Source organism: Kocuria tytonicola, assembly GCF_003687455.1.
In the GTDB taxonomy this organism is placed as follows: Bacteria; Actinomycetota; Actinomycetes; order Actinomycetales; family Micrococcaceae; genus Kocuria; species Kocuria tytonicola.
Genome location: NZ_PHOA01000058.1, coordinates 1 through 15,212, shown reverse-complemented (window position 1 = coordinate 15,212; position 15,212 = coordinate 1). Strand labels below are relative to the sequence as shown.

The 15,212-nt window shown below is 68.9% G+C and carries 16 protein-coding genes; 13 read left to right on the top strand and 3 right to left on the bottom strand.

What is annotated here, in order from left to right; genetic code table 11:
• The 13 genes from CWC38_RS07605 to murA all read left to right on the top strand — a co-directional run.
• Positions 1-2,038 (top strand): polysaccharide biosynthesis protein (locus tag CWC38_RS07605; RefSeq protein ID WP_338067533.1); only part of this gene is annotated, 2,038 nt, incomplete at its 5' end.
• Positions 2,035-3,150 carry an MraY family glycosyltransferase gene (locus tag CWC38_RS07600; protein ID WP_240625147.1) on the top strand — a complete coding sequence of 372 codons (1,116 nt, stop codon included), beginning with the start codon at positions 2,035-2,037 and terminating at the stop codon, positions 3,148-3,150. The genes CWC38_RS07605 and CWC38_RS07600, both read left to right, overlap by 4 nt.
• Before the next feature lie 56 nt (positions 3,151-3,206).
• A complete protein-coding gene (locus CWC38_RS07595; protein WP_121846188.1) occupies positions 3,207-3,779 on the top strand; it encodes a hypothetical protein in 573 nt (190 codons plus the stop codon).
• Positions 3,776-4,129, top strand: coding sequence for an AtpZ/AtpI family protein (locus CWC38_RS07590; protein ID WP_240625146.1), 354 nt, complete (start codon positions 3,776-3,778; stop codon positions 4,127-4,129). Before CWC38_RS07595 ends, CWC38_RS07590 begins: the two co-directional genes overlap by 4 nt.
• Positions 4,130-4,181: 52 nt before the next feature.
• Entirely contained in the window at positions 4,182-4,973 is a 792-nt protein-coding gene (gene atpB / locus CWC38_RS07585; RefSeq protein ID WP_121846187.1) for a F0F1 ATP synthase subunit A, read from the top strand.
• A 113-nt stretch (positions 4,974-5,086) separates the two neighbouring features.
• Positions 5,087-5,290 (top strand): ATP synthase F0 subunit C, encoded by a 204-nt coding sequence (atpE, locus tag CWC38_RS07580; RefSeq protein ID WP_012398047.1) that lies wholly within the window; start codon positions 5,087-5,089, stop codon positions 5,288-5,290.
• A 48-nt stretch (positions 5,291-5,338) separates the two neighbouring features.
• Positions 5,339-5,890: a F0F1 ATP synthase subunit B gene (locus CWC38_RS07575; protein WP_121846186.1), complete on the top strand. Its 552-nt coding sequence runs from the start codon at positions 5,339-5,341 to the stop codon at positions 5,888-5,890.
• On the top strand, positions 5,890-6,702 hold the full coding sequence (locus CWC38_RS07570; protein ID WP_121846185.1) for a F0F1 ATP synthase subunit delta: 813 nt from the start codon (positions 5,890-5,892) through the stop codon (positions 6,700-6,702). The genes CWC38_RS07575 and CWC38_RS07570 overlap by 1 nt, the downstream gene beginning before the upstream one ends.
• A 171-nt stretch (positions 6,703-6,873) precedes the next feature.
• Complete coding sequence (gene atpA, locus CWC38_RS07565) at positions 6,874-8,499, top strand: F0F1 ATP synthase subunit alpha (RefSeq protein WP_121846184.1); 1,626 nt, start codon at positions 6,874-6,876, stop codon at positions 8,497-8,499.
• A 57-nt stretch (positions 8,500-8,556) separates the two neighbouring features.
• The gene (locus CWC38_RS07560; RefSeq protein WP_121846183.1) at positions 8,557-9,468 is read left to right on the top strand and encodes a F0F1 ATP synthase subunit gamma; all 912 of its coding nucleotides are present in this window, start codon (positions 8,557-8,559) and stop codon (positions 9,466-9,468) included.
• A 40-nt stretch (positions 9,469-9,508) separates the two neighbouring features.
• Positions 9,509-10,975, top strand: a complete 1,467-nt coding sequence (atpD, locus tag CWC38_RS07555) for a F0F1 ATP synthase subunit beta (protein ID WP_121846182.1) — start codon at positions 9,509-9,511, stop codon at positions 10,973-10,975.
• A 3-nt stretch (positions 10,976-10,978) separates the two neighbouring features.
• On the top strand, positions 10,979-11,257 hold the full coding sequence (locus CWC38_RS07550; RefSeq protein WP_121846181.1) for a F0F1 ATP synthase subunit epsilon: 279 nt from the start codon (positions 10,979-10,981) through the stop codon (positions 11,255-11,257).
• Positions 11,258-11,405: 148 nt separating this feature from the next.
• Positions 11,406-12,689 carry a UDP-N-acetylglucosamine 1-carboxyvinyltransferase gene (murA, locus tag CWC38_RS07545; RefSeq protein WP_121846180.1) on the top strand — a complete coding sequence of 428 codons (1,284 nt, stop codon included), beginning with the start codon at positions 11,406-11,408 and terminating at the stop codon, positions 12,687-12,689.
• 209 nt (positions 12,690-12,898) lie between these two features.
• Here murA and CWC38_RS07540 read toward each other — a convergent pair whose 3' ends face one another.
• The 3 genes from CWC38_RS07540 to CWC38_RS07530 all read right to left on the bottom strand — a co-directional run.
• Complete coding sequence (locus tag CWC38_RS07540; protein ID WP_110919707.1) at positions 12,899-13,102, bottom strand: cold-shock protein; 204 nt, start codon at positions 13,100-13,102, stop codon at positions 12,899-12,901.
• A 298-nt stretch (positions 13,103-13,400) separates the two neighbouring features.
• Positions 13,401-14,096 carry an endonuclease NucS gene (gene nucS, locus CWC38_RS07535; RefSeq protein WP_121846179.1) on the bottom strand — a complete coding sequence of 232 codons (696 nt, stop codon included), beginning with the start codon at positions 14,094-14,096 and terminating at the stop codon, positions 13,401-13,403.
• A gap of 93 nt (positions 14,097-14,189) precedes the next feature.
• The coding region (locus CWC38_RS07530; RefSeq protein ID WP_133306238.1) for an AI-2E family transporter at positions 14,190-15,212 on the bottom strand (1,023 nt) is incomplete at its 5' end.

Genomic DNA, 15,212 nt, shown 5'->3' with positions numbered 1-15,212 from the left:
GGTCAACCCCGTCACCCCCACCCCCCGAGCGGACAAGCCGGTCGCGTGGCTGTGGATCCAGATGATCCTGGACTCCGTCGCCTGGATCGTGGCGCTGTGGGTGGCCGTGCTGCTGCGCTTCGAGCTGCACATCGAGCTCGTCTCGGTGGGCGGGGTGGTGCTCGCGTGCCTCGTGGCGGTGGTGCTGCAGCTGCTCGTGGGCTTCTCGTTCGCCCTCTACAAGGGGCGCTACTCGTTCGGCAGCTTCGACGAGGCCAAGCTGCTGGTGGTCGTCACGGTCATCGTCACCCTGCTGCTCGAGGGCGTGCTGCTCGTCCTCGGCGTCTCCCTGCGGATACCGCGCTCGCTGGGGTTCATCGCGTTCCCGTTCGCGTGCCTGCTCATGGCGGCGTTCCGCTACCTCAAGCGCATGTATCAGGAGTCCACGGCCAAGCCCGGTGACCAGGCGCAGCACGTGGTGGTCTTCGGCACGGGGGCGCTGGGCACGTTCCTGGTGCACCGCATGATGCAGGACCCGGCCTCCGGGTTCCTCCCGGTGGCCCTGCTGGACGACGACCCCGCGAAGAAGCACCTGCGGATCTCCTCCGTCCAGGTGATGGGCACCCTGCACGACGCCGCCTCCGTCCTGGAGCACACGCGTGCCGGGGTGCTCATCGTCGCCATCTCTGACCCGGACCCCCGCACGATGCGCCGCGTCTCTGACGCCGTGGAGGGCACGGGGACCCGTGTGATGACGGTGCCGCCGCTCAGCGAGATGCTGACCGGCGCCCACCAGAGCATGGACCTGCGGGACATCTCCATGGAGGACCTCATCGGCCGGCGTCCCGTGGACATCCACGTGGAGGCGATCGCCGGGTACGTCACGGGCAAGCGGGTGCTGGTCACCGGCGCCGGCGGCTCCATCGGCTCGGAGCTGTGCCGCCAGCTCGTGGGCTTCGAGCCCGCCGAGCTGATCATGGTGGACCGGGACGAGACCGGGCTGCAGACCACCCAGATCTCCATCACGGGCCGCGGCTTGCTGGACGGCAACGACACCGTGCTGTGCGACATCCGGGACGCGGAGTCCGTCACCACGGTGTTCGAGCAGCGCCGCCCGCAGGTGGTGTTCCACGCCGCCGCGCTGAAGCACGTGTCCCTGCTGGAGCAGTACCCGGACGAGGCGTGGAAGACCAATGTGATGGGCTCGCTCAACGTCCTCAGCGCCGCCGCCGCAGTGGACGTGGACGTCTTCGTGAACATCTCCACGGACAAGGCCGCGAACCCCACCACCGCGCTGGGCCACTCCAAGCGCGTGGCGGAGAAGCTCACCGCATGGACGGGGGACCGCACGGGTAAGCGCTACGCGTCGGTGCGCTTCGGCAACGTGTTCGGCTCGCGCGGGTCCATGCTCCCGCTGTTCGCGGAGCAGATCCGGCAGGGCGGGCCCATCACGGTCACGCACCCGGAGGCCACCCGGTACTTCATGACCATCCCGGAGGCGTGCCAGCTCGTGATCCAGGCCGGGGCCATCGCCCGCGGGGGAGAGGTGCTCATCCTGGACATGGGCCAGCCCGTTCGGATCATGGACATCGCCCAGCGGCTGCGCTCGATGTCCGGGCGGGAGGATATCCGCATCGAGATCACGGGGCTGCGCCACGGCGAGAAGCTGCACGAGGACCTCATCGGCGCGGGAGAGACCGACGAGCGGCCGTTCCACCCGAAGATCTCCCACGCCAGGGCGGAACGGCTGGACCCCGCGAACCTGGACCGGCACGTGTGGAAGGTCCGCGGCGGAATGCTGTTCACCGGCTCCATCCCCACGGTGGCGGCGAGCACCCAGCCGAAGATCACGGACTTCTCCACCCCCCGCGCAGCGGAGTGCGGAAGCGCCTCCTCCCATCGCACCCAGCACAGCGGCAGCACGACCACGGGCGCACGGACCACGGGTGCCCCGACCACGGGTGTCCAGGCTTCGTGCGCCCAGGGCTCGGACGCACCGGGCACCGGCGCCCGGGACTCGAACGGCTCCGTGCCGACCACCCCGGGGAGGGACTCGTGAGCGCGGTGCAGGCACTGTCCTCGGCGGTGGTCTCCGGCCCCGCACTCGTCCACGGCCCCGCGAGCCGGACGGACGGCGAGGCGCTGTCCACGCTGCTGCACCTGGCCCCCTGGACCCTGTTGCTCGCGTTCGTCCTCTCGGCCGTTCTCCCGTTCGCGGTCCGGCCGTGGCTCACGCGGTGGGGAGTCGTGGACATCCCCACGGAGCGCTCCTCCCACTCCCGTCCCGTGCTGCGCGGCATGGGTCTCGCGGTCGCGCTGTCCCTGCTGGCGACCTATGCCGCGGCCCTGCTGCTGGGCCTGATCCCCGTGGACCGCTCGATCGCGCTCGTGGTGCTCGCCATGATGGCGGGCAGTGCCGGCCTGGGGTGGGCCGAGGACTACCGCGGTATCTCGATCGGCGTGCGGCTCGCGGTGCAGGCGCTCATCGGGGCACTCGGCACCGCGGCACTGGTCGTCGCACTGGGAATCCCCGCGTGGTGGTGGCCCGTGGGGGTCGCCGCCACGGTCGCGTACATCAACATCACCAACTTCATGGACGGCATCAACGGCATCTCGGGTCTCCACGGGGGAGCCGTGGGCCTGCTCTACGCGTGGGCCGGTGGCGTGAACGACATGCCCTGGCTCGTGTGCGCCGGTCTCGCGCTCGCCGGTGCGTTCCTCGGGTTCCTGCCGTGGAACCTGGGCCACGGCACGGTCTTCCTGGGCGACGTCGGCTCCTACGTCCTGGGCGGGTCGATCGCCGCCACCGCGATCGGCGCCTTCCTCTCGGGCGTGTACGTGGAGTACCTGCTGCCCCCGCTGCTCATCTACCTCGCGGACACCGCCGTGACCCTGGTGCTGCGCATCCGCCGCGGCGAGGTCTGGTACAAGCCGCACCGCCAGCACGCCTACCAGCGCCTCACGGACGTGGGCCTGTCCCACGTGCAGTCCGCACTGCTGGTCACCGCCGCCACGGTCCTCGTCAGTGTGATCTCGCTCTACGGACTGCGCGCCAACGGCACCGGCTCCGCCCTCGCGGGCCTCGCCGTGGTGCTCGTGGTCGTGGTGTACCTGATCCTGCCCGTGCTGCTCGCACGGCTCACCGGCCGCTCCCGGGGCACGGCCTCGTGAGACGGGGGGACCACGCGGCCCGCCCGGTTGCCGGGCCCCTCCCGGGGAACGCGGTCGTGCCGCCGGACGACGACGCCGCCCACGGGCTTCCCCACGCGGCGTCGGCCCCGGGGGCGGTTGACGCCGCGCCCGCCCCCGGGGCGGACACGGGACCGGCCGGGGGATACGGCAGGGGAGTGCGCTCCACGGCCGCTGCCGCGCTGCTCGCGGGCGCGGCCATGACGGGGGTGGCCTACCTCGTGGAGTGCGGAGATCCCGTCCGCTCGGCCCTGTTCGGTGTGGGCCTCGTGGCGCTCAGCTCCGCGGCCACCGCGCTCGTCTCCGCCCAGATGTTCCGCGGCGCGCCCGCGGCCACGGCGCCGGCGCTCGCGGCGCTGTACCTTCTCAAGGTGCTGGCGCTGGGATGGCTCCTGCTGGTGCCCGGCCCGCCGGACTGGCTCGTGCCGGGAGCCTTCGTCACCGGCGCCCTCGTGGCGCTGGTGGCCGCCACCGCGGTGTCCGCGGTCCTCGCCCGGCGGGTCTCGAACCGGCAGGCCCGCCTGCGTCCCGCACCGCCAGGACATGCCGAGCTCTCGGGTGTGCGTGACCAGGAGCAGCCGCCCCACCCCCGCCCGGAGGAGAGCGCATGACCCCGTCCCAGGACCCCGCCGACCGCGGAGCCGCACGCGGCCCGAGGCGTCTGGGGGAGAAGTACCGCGACGCCGCCCGCCAGGACACCCTCCACACCGCCGGGGAGCTCGTGGAACGGGGAGGACTGGCCGGAGGACTCGCCGTGCTGCTGTATGTCGTGGTCGGTGCGGCGTTTTGGAGTTTGATAGGCTGGCTCCTGGATCACCTGCTGGGAACACGGTGGATAGTGATCGCGGGAGCTGTGTTCGGAGCGTCCGCCGGGGTGTACCTCGGCTACCTGCACATGAGGGACGCACTGAACCGCAGCCACACCCCCGCAGACCCCGTCGGAGACAAGGATGTCGTCTGATCTGGGCCACCGCCCAGTGTGACCGGTCTGGATACCGCAGAAAGGACCCGTATTGAACCCCGCCCTGAGGATTCCGGCCGAATTCGTGGCCCCTTCCACGGAAGACATGCATCTTCCCCCGTTGTTCGAGGTGGGTTCCTTCGCCTTCGGTAAGCAGACCCTGCTGATCCTCCTCTCCGTGGTGCTGATCGCCGGGTTCTTCATGTTCGTGATCCGCCGCCGGGCCATGGTGCCCTCCAAGGGCCAGTTCCTGGGCGAGATGGGCTACGGCTTCGTCCGCAACCACCTGGGCCGCGACATCATCGGCGAGAAGGACTTCCGCCCGTTCGTGCCCCTGCTGTTCACCTTCTTCTTCTTCCTGCTGGTGAACAACCTCTTCGGGTCCATCCCGGTCCTGCAGCTGCCCACGTTCTCGCACCCGGGCTCGGCCTACATCCTGGCCGCCATTGCGTACGTCGTGTGGGTTGCGGTGGGCATCAGGCGCCACGGCCTCGGGCAGTTCATGGTCAAGATGACCATGCCCCCGAACGTCCCCAAGATCCTCTACGTGATCCTGATCCCCCTCGAGTTCCTCTCGAACCTGATCATCCGCCCCGTCACCCACGCGCTGCGTGTGTTCGCCACCATGTTCGCCGGCCACATGGCCATCATGGTCGCGGCCGCTCTCACGGCGTTCCTCGCCACCGAGGTGGGCGGCGTCCTGGGCGTCGGGGGATCCGTGTTCGGCATCGTCCTGGGACTCTTCATCTACTTCCTGGAGGTCCTCATCCAGGTCCTCCAGGCCTACATCTTCACCCTGCTGTTCGCCGTGTACGTTCAGGGCGCACTGCAGGAGGGGCACTAGCCCCACGAAGGAGCGTCGCCCTCGGGCCGCTCAGACTGACCATCGCCCGCTTACGATTCCCGTAACGGCACCACGGCCCGCACCCGCGGGCACCCAGAAAGGAAATATCCACAATGGAAGGTTCGCTTAGCGTCATCGGCTACGGTCTCGCTGCCATCGGCGGTGGCATCGGTGTGGGTCTCATCTTCGCTGCGTACATGCAGTCCGTGGCCCGCCAGCCCGAATCCCAGCGTGTCCTGCAGCCCATGCTGTTCATGGGCTTCGCCGTGGTCGAGGCCCTCGCCATCCTGGGCCTGGTTCTCGCGTTCATCAAGTAGGGCAAGGCCCATCGGACAAGCCCTAACTAGAGAACAGGAATCGCGCTCATGAACGCAATGGTGTTGGCAGCTGAGGGGTCGCAGAACCCCCTGATCCCCGACGTCTGGGAAATGCTGATCACCGGCATCGGGTTCGTGATTCTGCTCTTCATCGCGATCAAGTTCATCGTCCCGGCGTTCGAGAAGGTCTTCGCGGACCGCGCGAACGCCATCGAGGGTGGACTTGCCAAGGCCAGGGCCGCGCAGGCCGAGGCCAAGGCGGCTCGCGACGAGTACAACCAGCAGCTCGAAAGCGCCCGGCTCGAGGCCCAGAAGATCCGTGAGGAAGCCCGTTCCGAGGGCGAGAAGATCCTCGCGGACTTCAAGGACCGCGCCAACATGGAGTCGGCCCGGATCACCGAGAACGCCCACAAGGCCATCGAGGCCGAGCGTGCGGCGGCCGTGGTGTCCCTGCGCGACGAGGTCGGGACCCTGGCCACCCAGCTCGCGTCCAAGATCGTCGGGGAGTCCCTCGACGACGACGCCCGCGCCAACCGCGTGGTCGACCGGTTCCTCGCGGACCTGGACGCCGAGCAAGGTCGCACGGGAGCTGCACGGTAATGGCAGAAGCATCGAACGAACCCTTCCGTCCGCTCACCGTGGACGTGGACCGCTGGGCACAGTCCGCGAGCACCGGGACCTCTCGACAGCTGTTCGAGATCCTGGACATCGTGGACGGCAACGGTGCCCTGCGCCGTGCGCTCACGGATCCCTCCCGAGCCGCTGACGACCGAGCCCGCCTGGTGCACACGCTGTTCGACGGCCGCGCTGACGCGGTGGCCGTGGAGATCGCCGCCGCCCTCGCCTCCCAGCGCAGCGCCACCGAGCGCCAGCTGGGGGACGAGATGGAGCACCTCGCGGTGATGCTCACCGCGGCGGCGGCCGAGAACCGGGGCGGAGGACACGCCCTCGAGTCGCTCGTGGACGAGCTCATCCGCTTCAGGTCCATGCTGGACCGCTCCGCCGAGGTGCAGCGGGCCTTCTCGGACCCCCGTGCGGGCGCCGAGGCCAAGATCACGCTGGCGCGGCGCCTCATGACCCCCGGGTCCGAGGAGTCCGCACTGCTGGTCGAGCGTGCGGTCAGCGAACCGCGCGGTGCGTTGCCCGGTCGGCTGCTGGAGCGGTTCGCCCAGTGGGTCGCGGACCGGCAGCAGCGCTGGATCGCGCGGGTGGAGACGGCGCGTCCGCTCGGCGAGGATCAGCTCGCCAGGCTGCGCGACGGTCTCAACCGGCTGTACGGCCGGGACCTGAAGCTGACCACGGAGGTCAACCCGGCCCTCGTGGGCGGACTGCGCGTGCAGGTGGGCGAGGAGATCATCGACGGCTCGGTCACGCACCGGCTGAACCAGCTGCAACAGCGGATCGGGGCCTGATCCTCTCGTGGAGCGAGGATCGCGGGGAGTCGGTCGGTGCCGGCATCTCGTCGCGTTGCCTCCACGGGCCGCTCGAGCGGCTGCACGGCGATGGGGCAACGCATCGCGACAAGAACAAGCATGGTCATTGCTCACGCGATGATCACACGACGTAGAGAGCAGGGACAGCAGATGGCCGATGTGACCATCAATGCCGATGAAGTCCGTAGCGCGCTGAACGATTTCGCGGCGTCCTACGATCCCGGCAACGTGGAACGAGTAGAAGTAGGACGCGTGTCGTCCGCGGCGGACGGCATCGCCCATGTGGAGGGTCTGCCCTCCGTCATGGCCAACGAGTTGCTCAAGTTCGAGAACGGGGTTCTGGGCCTGGCCCTGAACCTCGACACCCGCGACATCGGTGTCGTGGTGCTGGGCGAGTTCCAGGGCATCGAGGAGGGCCAGGAGGTCCACCGCACCGGTGAGGTGCTCTCGGTCCCCGTGGGCGAGGGCTACCTGGGCCGCGTGGTGGATCCGCTGGGCGAGCCCCTGGACGACCTCGGCCCCATCGCCACCGAGGGACGCCGCGAGCTGGAGCTGCAGGCTCCGGGCGTGACCATGCGCAAGTCCGTGCACGAGCCGCTGCAGACCGGCATCAAGGCCATCGACGCCATGATCCCGATCGGCCGTGGCCAGCGTCAGCTGATCATCGGCGACCGCCAGACGGGCAAGACGGCCATCGCCGTGGACGCGATCCTGAACCAGCGCTCCAACTGGGAGTCCGGTGACGTGGACAAGCAGGTGCGCTGCATCTACGTGGCCATCGGTCAGAAGGCGTCCACCATCGCGGCCGTCCGCCAGACCCTGGAGGACAACGGTGCCCTGGACTACACCACGATCGTGGCGGCCCCGGCCTCCGAGTCCGCGGGCCTGAAGTACCTGGCCCCCTACGCCGGCTCGGCCATCGGCCAGCACTGGATGTACGGCGGCAAGCACGTCCTGATCGTGTTCGACGACCTCTCCAAGCAGGCCGAGGCGTACCGCGCCGTGTCCCTGCTGCTGCGCCGCCCGCCTGGACGCGAGGCGTACCCCGGTGACGTGTTCTACCTGCACTCCCGTCTGCTCGAGCGCTGCGCCAAGCTCTCGGACGAGCTGGGTGCCGGTTCCATGACGGGTCTGCCGATCATCGAGACGAAGGCGAACGACGTCTCGGCGTTCATCCCCACCAACGTCATCTCCATCACCGACGGTCAGATCTTCCTGCAGTCGGACCTCTTCAATGCCAACCAGCGCCCCGCCGTGGACGTGGGCATCTCGGTGTCCCGCGTGGGCGGTGCCGCGCAGGTCAAGGCCATGAAGAAGGTCTCCGGCACGCTGAAGCTGGACCTGGCGTCCTACCGCTCCATGCAGGCGTTCGCGATGTTCGCCTCGGACCTGGATGCGGCCTCGCGCCAGCAGCTGACCCGCGGTGAGCGTCTCATGGAGCTGCTCAAGCAGCCCCAGTACACGCCGTACCCCGTGGCGGACCAGGTGGTCTCCATCTGGGCCGGCACCACCGGCCAGCTCGACGACGTCGAGGTGGCGAACGTGGCGGACTTCGAGCGTGCGCTGCTGGACCAGGTGCGCCGGACCACGAACGTCATGGACTCGATCAACTCCACGGGCAAGCTCGAGGGCGACGCCGTGGACGCGCTCAAGACAGCCGTGGCCGAGGTCAAGCGCGACTTCCACGGGTCGAAGCACGGCATCGAGGCCGGTGCCGAGACGCACGAGCCCATGGGCGCGACCGCTGTGAACCAGGAAACGATCGTCAAGAAGTAGCCGTCGAGGTGGTGCGCCGGGACCCGGCGCACCACTGCGGTGCCGAAAGGAAATTTCATGGGAGCGCAGATTCGGGTCTACCGACAGAAGATCGCGTCCACCTCGTCGATGAAGAAGATCTTCAAGGCGATGGAGATGATCGCGACCTCGCGCATCAACAAGTCCCGTCAGCGTCTCGAGGGTGCGTACCCGTACGCCAACGCGCTCACCCGCGCGGCCTCCCAGCTTGCCACGCAGCACAGCATCTCCCATCCCCTGACCACGGTCCCGGACGAGGTGCGGCGCTCCGCCGTCATGGTCTTCACGTCCGACCGCGGTCTCGCCGGGTCCTACTCCTCCAACGTGCTCAAGCGCACGGAGGAGCTGCTGGAGCTGCTGCGTTCCCAGGGCAAGGAAGTTCGCATCTACCTGGTGGGCCGCAAGGCCAAGGCGTACTTCGACTTCCGGCACCGCGACTACGACGACTTCTGGACGGGCGACACGGACAGTGCCAGCACCGAGCGCGCCAAGGAGCTCACGGGACGTCTGATGCACGACATCGACGCCCCGTACGAGGACAACGGCGTGGATGAGGTCCTGCTCGTCTACACGCAGTTCAACTCCATGGTGAGCCAGGAGCCGCGCGTGCTGCGCCTGCTGCCGGTGGAGGTCGCGGATGCGAACGCCCTCGGAGACAACATGGCGGAGCACCACGAGGACCTGCAGGAGACCAGCAGCAACTTCGAGTTCGAACCGAGCCCCGAAGAGGTCTTCAACGAGATCCTGCCCAGGTACGTGCGGGCCCGGGTCTACTCGGCGCTGTGCCACGCGGCGTCGAGCGAGCTGGCCTCCCGCCAGCGGGCCATGAAGGCCGCCGGTGACAACGCCACGGAGCTCATCAAGAAGTACACGCGTCTGATGAACAACGCCCGTCAGGCCGAGATCACCACCGAGTTGACCGAAATCGTCAGTGGCGCCGAGGCCCTCTAGGCCCGCGCTCCCCATTGCCAGCCGAAACGAAGTGAGAGAAATGACTGCCACTATCAACGACCAGGCCGCCCAGCCGGTCTCGGGCGCGGGCGTGGGCCGCGTTGCCCGAGTGATCGGACCCGTGGTCGACGTCGAGTTCCCCGAGAACCAGGTCCCGAACCTGTACAACGCACTGACCGCGGACTACGACTTCAACGGCAAGCCCCGCCGCATCACGTTCGAGACCGCTCAGCACCTCGGCAGCAACGTCGTGCGTGCCATCTCGCTGCAGCAGACCGACGGTCTGGTGCGCGGGACCCCGGTGCAGGACACCGGAGCTCCCATCTCCGTGCCCGTGGGCGACGTGGTCAAGGGCCACATCTTCAACGTCCTGGGCGATGCCCTGGACATGCCCACCGACGAGCTGGACATCCAGGAGCGCTGGCCCATCCACCGCAAGGCACCGTCCTTCGCGGAGCTCGAGGGCAGCACCGAGATGATGGAAACGGGGATCAAGTCCATCGACCTGCTGACCCCCTACATCAAGGGCGGCAAGATCGGGCTCTTCGGCGGCGCGGGCGTGGGCAAGACCGTGCTGATCCAGGAGATGATCACCCGTGTGGCCCGCAACTTCGGCGGCACCTCGGTGTTCGCCGGGGTGGGCGAGCGCACCCGTGAGGGCAACGACCTGTGGGTCGAGATGGAGGAGGCGGGCGTTCTCAAGGACACCGCCCTCGTGTTCGGCCAGATGGACGAGCCGCCCGGAACGCGGCTGCGCGTGGCCCTCACCGGTCTGACCATGGCGGAGTACTTCCGCGACGTGCAGAACCAGGACGTGCTGCTGTTCATCGACAACATCTTCCGGTTCACCCAGGCCGGTTCCGAGGTGTCCACGCTGCTGGGCCGCATCCCCTCCGCCGTGGGCTACCAGCCCACCCTGGCGGACGAGATGGGCGTGCTGCAGGAGCGCATCACCTCCACCCGCGGCCACTCCATCACGTCCATGCAGGCCATCTACGTGCCCGCCGACGACTACACGGACCCGGCCCCGGCCACCACGTTCGCGCACCTGGACGCCACCACGGAGCTCTCGCGTGAGATCGCGTCCCGCGGCCTGTACCCCGCGATCGACCCGCTGTCCTCCACGTCCCGCATCCTGGACCCGCAGTACGTGGGCCAGACGCACTACGACGTGGCCACCCGTGTGAAGTCGATCCTGCAGGAGAACAAGGAGCTGCAGGACATCATCGCGATCCTGGGTGTGGAGGAGCTCTCCGAGGAGCAGAAGGTCGTGGTGTCCCGCGCGCGCCGCATCGAGCAGTTCCTGTCCCAGAACACCTACACCGCCAAGCAGTTCACCGGTGTGGAGGGCTCCACGGTTCCCCTGGAGGAGACCATCGAGGCCTTCGGCAAGATCTGCGACGGCGAGCTGGACAACGTGCCGGAGCAGGCGTTCTACAACGTGGGCGGTCTGGACGACGTCATGCGCCGCTGGGACGAGATCAAGGCCGAGACGGGCGAGAAGTAAGCCATGGCCGAGCTCATCGTGGAAATCGTCGCCCTGGATCGCAAGATCTGGGCCGGTGCCGCGCGTCTCGTGCGCGTGCGCACCACCGAGGGCGACATCGGCATCATGGCCGGGCACGAGTCCATGGCGGGGCTGCTCAAGCCCGGGGAGTTCGCGATCGACCGCGTGGACGGTGACCGTCTGCGGGGCACGATCGACGCCGGTCTGGTCTCCGTGAACGACAACCGCGTCACCGTGGTCGCGGACAGCGTCTCCCTGGACGAGCAGGCACCGAGCGCCTGACTCGCATCCGCACCGGTCACCGTCGACCCTCGTGCCCTGAACGGGCGCGGGGGTCGACGGCGTTCGGGCACCATCCGTTCGGCCCGTACGTCTGGCACACGGGCCGCGGGCCGTCCGTCACGGGCCTGCCCGCGCAGGAGGAGGAATCGTGGAAGAGAAGATCGAAGTGCACGGGCCCACGGCCGTCAACGGGCGCCTGCCGGTGTTCGGCGCCAAGAACAGCGTGCTCAAGCTCATGGCCGCCGCGCTGCTGGCTCCCGGACGTTCGACGATCACGAACGTTCCGGAGATCCACGACGTGACGGTCATGGCCGAGCTGCTGCGTCGGCTCGGGTGCGACGTGACCTACCGGGCCGCGGAGCACGAGGTGGCCATCGACGTGCCCGAGGTCCTCGGGCACCAGGCCGATTACGACCTCGTGCGGGCCATGCGCGCCTCGATCTCCGTCCTGGGCCCCCTCATGGCCCGCTGCCACCGGGCGGAGGTGGCGCTGCCCGGGGGAGACGCCATCGGCACCCGCGGACTGGACATGCACCGCGCGGGTCTCGAGGCCATGGGCGCGCAGCTCGGCATCGAGCGGGGTTTCCTGCGTGCGGAGGTCGTGGGCGGTCTCACGGGCGCCACCTACCGCCTGGGATACCCGTCGGTGGGGGCCACGGAGAACCTCATGACCGCCGCGACCACGGCCAGCGGGGTCACCGTGCTGGAGAACGTGGCGCGGGAGCCCGAGATCGTGGATATCGGCGAGATGCTGCGCGCCATGGGTGCGCAGATCGAGGGGCTGGGGTCCACCACCCTCACGATCACGGGGGTGCCGCGGCTGCATCCGGTGACCCACCGCACCGTCCCGGACCGCATCGTGGCCGGCACCTGGGCCTTTGCCGCCGGCGTCACCGGGGGGCGCGTGGAGATCGAGGGCGCGCAGCCGGAGCACATGGGCGTGGTCCTGGACAAGCTGCGGGCGTCCGGGTGCGAGATCGACACCTCCGGGGGGCGTTTCGTGGTGCAGGGTCCGCCACGGCCCCGCGCCATCAACGTGTCCACTCTGCCGTACCCGGGATTTCCCACGGACCTGCAGCCGTTCGTGGTGGCGCTCAACGCGGTGGCCGAGGGCTCGGGAATCGTCACGGAGAACGTCTTCGAGGCGCGGTGGGGCTTCACCGCTGAGCTCGAGCGGCTGGGGGCCCGGGTGCACCTGGACGGCCACCACGCGCGCGTGGACGGTGTGCCGGCGCGCGAGCTCTCCGGAGCACCCGTGGAGGCCATGGACATCCGCGCGGGCGCGGCGCTGGTGATTGCGGGCATGGCGGCCGAGGGCATCACGGAGGTGTCCGGCATCGGGCACATCGACCGGGGCTATGAGCACTTCGTGGAGCACCTCGCCGGGGCGGGCGTGCGCGTGCAGCGCCGCATGGCGGGCAGCCAGGCCTGATCCACCTCCGAGGTCCGGGGGTTCCTGGATTCTTCGTGTCTCGTGCCGTGGTGCCCCGGGGAGGTGTGGCGTGCCGCTGCGGGGTGCCCTGGCGCGGACGGAATCGGGTCCCGAGAGGGCAGAGACGTGCCGGGCTCCGTGGACGGCCGAGCAGCAGGAAGCCCCCGTCACCTCACGAGGTGACGGGGGCTTTCGTCCGAGGGGGACTGTCAGAGGACGGTCACGCCGGTGGCCTGGGGGCCCTTCTGGCCCTGACCGATCTCGAACTCGACGCGCTGGTTCTCTTCGAGGGTGCGGAAGCCGCCCGACTGGATTTCGCTGTAGTGCACGAAGACGTCGCCATCAGCGTCGTCCGGCGTGATGAAGCCGAAGCCCTTTTCTGCGTTGAACCACTTAACGGTGCCCTGAGCCATAGTGGGGCATCTCCTTCTGGAGTATGTAGTGCGTGCACATGGATGTGCACCTGAACCGGTACCGCGAGAAGGCTGTGGATGCGGCTCACGAAGTGTTGTGCCACAGCGCCAGTCAGAACTTCACGCTCGCTACCATTCCTGCGAGCATGTCAAACATGATGCGAGAACACCATAAGCATCACACAATGACGCGCACCGGTCAACAGTCATCAGACGGCTTATCACCGGTGTCGCCCATGCCGCCCGGGCCGTCCTCGGGGTGCGGCATGGCCCGGCAGCCCGCGGGGGACTGCGTGTTTCAGAACAACCGGGACTGGGTGTCCACGTTGCCGCGCATCTCGTCGTAGTCCAGGCTCAGGCACTCGATGCCCCGGTCGCGGGCGAGGGTGCGGGCCTGGGGCTTGATCTGCTGCGCGGCGAACACACCCCGCACGGGACGCAGGAGAGGATCGCGGTTGAGCAGCTCGAGGTAGCGCGTGAGCTGCTCCACCCCGTCGATGTCGCCGCGCCGCTTGAGCTCCACGGCCACCGTGGCGCCGTCCGCGTCCCGCGCGAGGATGTCCACGGGACCGATGGTGGTGGGGTACTCCCGCCGCACCAGGGAGAAGCCCTCTCCCAGCAGAGTGATCTGCTCGGCGAGCAGCCGTTGCAGATCGGCCTCCACGCCGTCCTTGACGAGGCCCGGATCGCTGCCGAGGTCGTGGTGGAGCTGACTGTGCACGGTCATGATGTGGATCACCAGACGGTCGTCGGACTTGCCCGCCTGGACCTCCCACACCTCGCTCACACCGTCCGCGGACTCCTCCCCGGAGGGGGTGCGCACGTGCATGGTGGCCGGCGGGCTCATCCAGTTCAGGGGCTTGTAGGAGCCGCCGTCCGAGTGGATCAGCACGGAGCCGTCCGCCTTGAGCATGATGAGGCGGCGTGCCAGGGGGAGGTGGGCGTTGAGGCGCCCCTCGTACCGGACCGAACAGTCTGCAATCACTAAACGCACCGGGTCAGCCTATCGGCCCGGGCGCGCCCTTCGCGTCCGCGGCCCCGGTCGGAGGGTCTGGTGCAACGGAACCGGGCCGTGCGGCGTCGTCGGTCAGCGGGCGTCCTGGCGGGGGACGAAGACCTCGCGGACCAGGAGCAGACCCGCGGCCGCGGTGGGGATGGCGATGAGCGCGCCCAGGACGCCCCAGAGCGCGCCCCCGGCCGCCACGGCCACGATCGCGACGGCGCCGGGCACCGCCACGGCCCGGGACATGATGCGCGGGGAGACCACGTAGGCCTCCACCTGCAGGTAGGCGAAGTAGCACAGGGCGTAGGGGACCACCGTGTTCCACCCGCCGAGGGTGGCCACGAGGCTCACGAAGACGCCGGCGATGACCCCGCCCACCAGCGGGACGAACGCGAGCAGACCCACGAAGAGCACCAGGAGGGAGGCGTAGGGGACCCCCGTGATGCTCATGAGGATGAACGCGACGGTGGCGTTGAGCAGGGCCACGCAGGCCTGGCCCATCACGTAGTTGCCCACCCCGTTGATCATCCTGTCCCCGAGGTGGGTCACCCGGGCGCGCTTGCTGGCGGGTGCCAGGCGGTAGCACCACGCCTTGATGGTGGGCCACGAGAAGAGGAAGTAGAGCGTCAGGGCCATCACGATCAGTGTTCCCGTGACGCTGCTGAGGACCACACCGCCCACGTTCACCACGGAGCCGAACATCCCGCCCAGGAAGTTCTCGTCGGAGGCGAGCCTCTCCTGCAGCCCGCTCGCCGCCTTCTGCACCGACGCCGCGATGTCGAAGCGGTCGTTCAGGGCGTGGTAGAGGTCCGAGTGCACGAAGCTGTCCACGAACTCGGGAACCCTGGCGGCGAACTGCTGGGCCTGCTCCACCATCCGGGGTACCACCACCAGGATGAAAGTGGTCAGGACGAGGGCCAGGGCGACGATCACGGCGGCCGCCGCGAGGGCCCGCGGCATGCCCTTGGACTCGAGCCAGCGCACGAGGGGATCCAGCCCCAGCGAGATGAAGGCCGCCGTGACGATCCACCCGACGAGTCCACCCACGTTGGTCAGCACGTAGTAGCCCAGGAGGGCGAATCCCACGCCCACGGTGAGCAGGAAACC